The following is a 3,573-nucleotide window of genomic DNA, read 5'->3' as shown; positions in this document are numbered from 1 at the left end:
ATTTATCAGGTTTATTGTCTCCCCTATGTGATTTCTTTGCCAGAATACGCCGATATTGCCCGTGAAATTGGCTTTCAAGACCTAAAAACCGATGATTGGTCCCTATCGGTGGCCGCTTTTTGGGATGTGGTGATTGATTCGGCCTTAACCACAGATGCGATCGCTGGTTTGTTAGCAAGCGGTTACACTACTATCCAAGGAGCTTTATCTTTAGGGTTAATGCGGCGCGGTTACGAGTCGGGTTTAATTCGTTTTGGCCTACTGCAAGGGAAAAAATAAAGGCTGATCTCTCCATTTCTTTTTAACAAAACTTAACAATTATTGGCAAAATTTTGCTTGCTTTTCTGGGGAGATTTTGAGATAATATTTTTAAAAGATTTTATTCATAATGGAAATATTGACAGTCTTCAAAATTTGCACAGATTCCCATTATAAGAAAAGCATAACGCAAACCGCCGCCTAAGTCAAGCCCTTTCCCATACTTATGGGTGCGAATTTCCAGAAATCAAAAAAAAAGGCTTTGGTGGGGGGCAGTGATCAGGTAGAACTGGGGAACGAGATAATCTTCAAGCAAGATTCTGTATTTCTAAAATTCTACACTTAGGTTTTCCTAAAATGGCTCAGGGCAGATTTGAACTGCCGACCTTGGGCTTATGAGTCCCCTGCTCTGACCAACTGAGCTACTAAGCCGTTCTTTACACAGCTATCAATCATAACACACAGTCACCCAATTGCACAAGAGCAAAAAAGGGAAGATTTTTTCTTCCCTTTTTTGCCCTCTTTAACGTCTGCCTGGCAAGAAAGCCATGGGATTAACTGCGCCCTGGCCGGAGGGGTGAACCTCAAAATGTAGGTGAGGGCCGGTGCTAAAACCGGTGCTACCCATCTGGGCGATTGGCTCGCCTTGCTCAACAGTTTGGCCGCGACGCACCAACAGACGGCTGTTATGGGCATAGAGAGTGGTGCTACCATCGGGGTGACGCAGTTTCACCAGATTGCCATAACCGCCCGAATTCCAACCGGAGGCGATTACTTCACCGGCGGCCGCCGCCACAATCGGGGTCCCCACTGGACCTGCGATATCGATGCCGCGATGAGGTCTGCCCCAGCGCCAACCGAAACCGGAGGTTAACACACCTCTAGTGGGCCAGATAAAGCCGGTAAAAATGGGGGCGGGATTAGGTAAATGCTCATCGGGATTAGTGAGGGGAGGAAGGGAAGGTTCTACGGTTTCGCCGACGGGAATTCGTAGGCGGTCATTATATTCTTCCACATTGGTAGGAGCGGAACCGATAATCTGTGGGGGGGTGCTTTGGTTAGAACGCGAACGAAGGGCAGCCCATTGAGGATTAGGGGTTATTTGCGGCTCATCGACGGTTTCTGCGGGATTATCGACGGGAATAGCGATACTTTTCTGGGTTTCCGAAAGGTTAGTTTCCCGCAGATTAGCCACCTCTTGGCGCAATCTTTCCCGATAGCTGCCGGTGATATTTTCGGGGAATTCTTCCGTCTCCGTGGTGGCAGTTGCGGCGGGGAAATTTTGCCGATTGCTGGGGTTAAAGGACAATCTCGGGCGATCGCCGACCAAGGGGGTAAGATTTTGATTAACTCTAGCGTTGGCAGAGCGATCGGGAACCACTAGGGTTTGATTGACTTTAATCCGGTTGGGGTTGTCAATGCCGTTTTCCCTAGCTAATTCGGCGGGGGTGATGCCGAGAGCGCGAGCGATCGTGTTTAAGGTATCCCCTGGCCGAACCCGATAAACTTGATTTTCTGGGGGAATTATGACCCGAGGATTGGGAACGGCGGGAATTTCAGTCACAGGAGCCGGATTTCGTAGGGCGGCGCTGGGAATTTCCGGTCTGCTTGTCAAGGGAGGATTAACGGCAATTGTGGCTATCGGGCGATCGCTTTCAGGGGTGGGAACGGGAATCGGGATCACCTGGCTGGTTGGTCGGGGCGATTCTTCGGGAGCAATAACGGGAATCTCGACGCTAGTTGGCGAATTATCGGGAACGAGAGCGGTAGTTTCGGTGACGATTACCGTTTCCCCGGAATTGGAGTGATGGGGGGTTTCCTGGGTCTGTAAGGCGGCCAAACTTTCTTGGAGACGTTGACGGGTTTGACGCAGACTAGCAGAGGAACTGTCCAACTGCTCAGGAGTTGCTGCCGGGGCTGCCGAGGGCAACTGCTCAGGAGTGGGAATTTTTAAGGTTTGTCCGATAATCAGATCGGATTGGGGGGAGAGATTATTGTGGGTAGCGATCGCTGTAGGGGTAGTTTGATAGGTGTCGGCTAAACTCCACAGGGATTCTCCCGGTTTTACCTGATGCTCAACCACTGATGTGGCGATGAATTTGACGGTGGCAAGTGCTTGGGATTGGATTATTTGCGGTTCTTTTAGTTCTTTACCCGCAGCTTTGGCTTTTTGGGCCAGGTCGATCACTTCCCATTCTAAGGGTACAGAATTGGCGGCCTGGGCTGATTCCGAGGTGGAGTTGAGAATGCTAGGTACTCCCAGAGAGAGTGCTAATCCCAGTAGAGCAACTGAGTAACGGACTCGGTTAGACTCAGCGGTGCAATTCTGTTCTGGGGTAGCGGATGTCATGGGGTTGGGGATAAAAGTCTCTTTCAAACAGACCTCCTGTGGTGTAAAGAGTTAGCTAGAGCCAGTGGATTAAGCCGATGATTCTAGCTTTCAGCATTAGCCTTGAGGCTAGAGTAGAAGTTAGACAACTTTACTTTTTAGTCAAAATACCTAAAGGTGACTTTTAAGAGAGACTAACTTAGATTTTGCAATCATGCAAGTCTCCCTCTGACCATTAGCACGGGGATCACGGCAAGTTGGTGACATTTTGAATGTCCAGATTGACGATGCTCTATCTCAGTTGTTCCAAGCTGATCAGCATTTTTCGTCTTGCCAATTTTTGCCAGTTTTTTGATAGAAAATTTTTATCGTTTTTGCCGTTTACAAAGAAATTATTAATGATTCGCTGCTCGAAAAGAGCAACGATAGCTATTGGGGGGGCGATAATTAGGGTTTGCTGAAAAAGTTTTTCGTGGGGGTAGGGTGTGGGGTGTGGGGTGTGGGGTGTGGGGTGTGGGGTGTGGGGTGTGGGGTGTGGGGTGTGGGGTGTGGGGTGTGGGATTTTACCGATTTTCAGGGAAAAAGTCAAAATTTCGCCTCCCACAAGGTTTTTAGATTTAATCAGCCAGCCCTAATTAAAAAGAATACAAGGCTGTTTTGATATTTTGGTAGTTATCATCTAGGTCTGATTCTAGGAGAATAATCGCAGTAATTCTTCTAGTCATCTCGCTGACTTCCTGCACTTCTGCGATAGTTAATCCCCGTCCTAATAATTTTTCCTCGCGATAACTTAGCCATTTTTTAATGACTTGATAACCCCCGATGGTATATTCCCACACCCGGGCTGGTATATTTTGCCAATAGGCTCGATCATTGAGATAAATATCATAGGTTGTCGTTCCTAATAATTTTCGCATTTCTGGGCTAATTACGCTCATTTCTGCGGTTGTATATTGTCTGGCGATCGCTTTTCCTTTACCCGGCAT

2 protein-coding genes, 1 tRNA gene and 1 pseudogene are annotated in these 3,573 nt (G+C 48.1%); 1 reads left to right on the top strand and 3 read right to left on the bottom strand.

Features of this window, described 5'->3' with window-relative positions:
• Window positions 1–279 (top strand): annotated as a pseudogene (locus tag IM456_RS13295) (methyltransferase domain-containing protein); the annotation flags it as partial.
• A gap of 337 nt (window positions 280–616) precedes the next feature.
• Here the strand turns inward: IM456_RS13295 and IM456_RS13290 are convergent.
• From IM456_RS13290 to IM456_RS13280, 3 genes are all read right to left on the bottom strand, one after another.
• Window positions 617–690: transfer RNA gene (locus IM456_RS13290), tRNA-Met, on the bottom strand.
• A 91-nt stretch (window positions 691–781) separates the two neighbouring features.
• Window positions 782–2,608 carry a peptidoglycan DD-metalloendopeptidase family protein gene (locus IM456_RS13285; RefSeq protein ID WP_287692755.1) on the bottom strand — a complete coding sequence of 609 codons (1,827 nt, stop codon included), beginning with the start codon at window positions 2,606–2,608 and terminating at the stop codon, window positions 782–784.
• Between the two features lie 614 nt (window positions 2,609–3,222).
• Window positions 3,223–3,573, bottom strand: a 351-nt coding sequence (locus IM456_RS13280; protein ID WP_353737713.1) for a type ISP restriction/modification enzyme, incomplete at its 5' end; no start/stop codon positions are given.

Origin of the sequence: Microcystis sp. M079S1, assembly GCF_020246425.1 — a bacterium.
In the GTDB taxonomy this organism is placed as follows: domain Bacteria; phylum Cyanobacteriota; class Cyanobacteriia; order Cyanobacteriales; family Microcystaceae; genus Microcystis; species Microcystis aeruginosa.
Note: the sequence above shows the minus strand (reverse complement) of the source record. Positions and strands in the feature narration are given on the sequence as shown.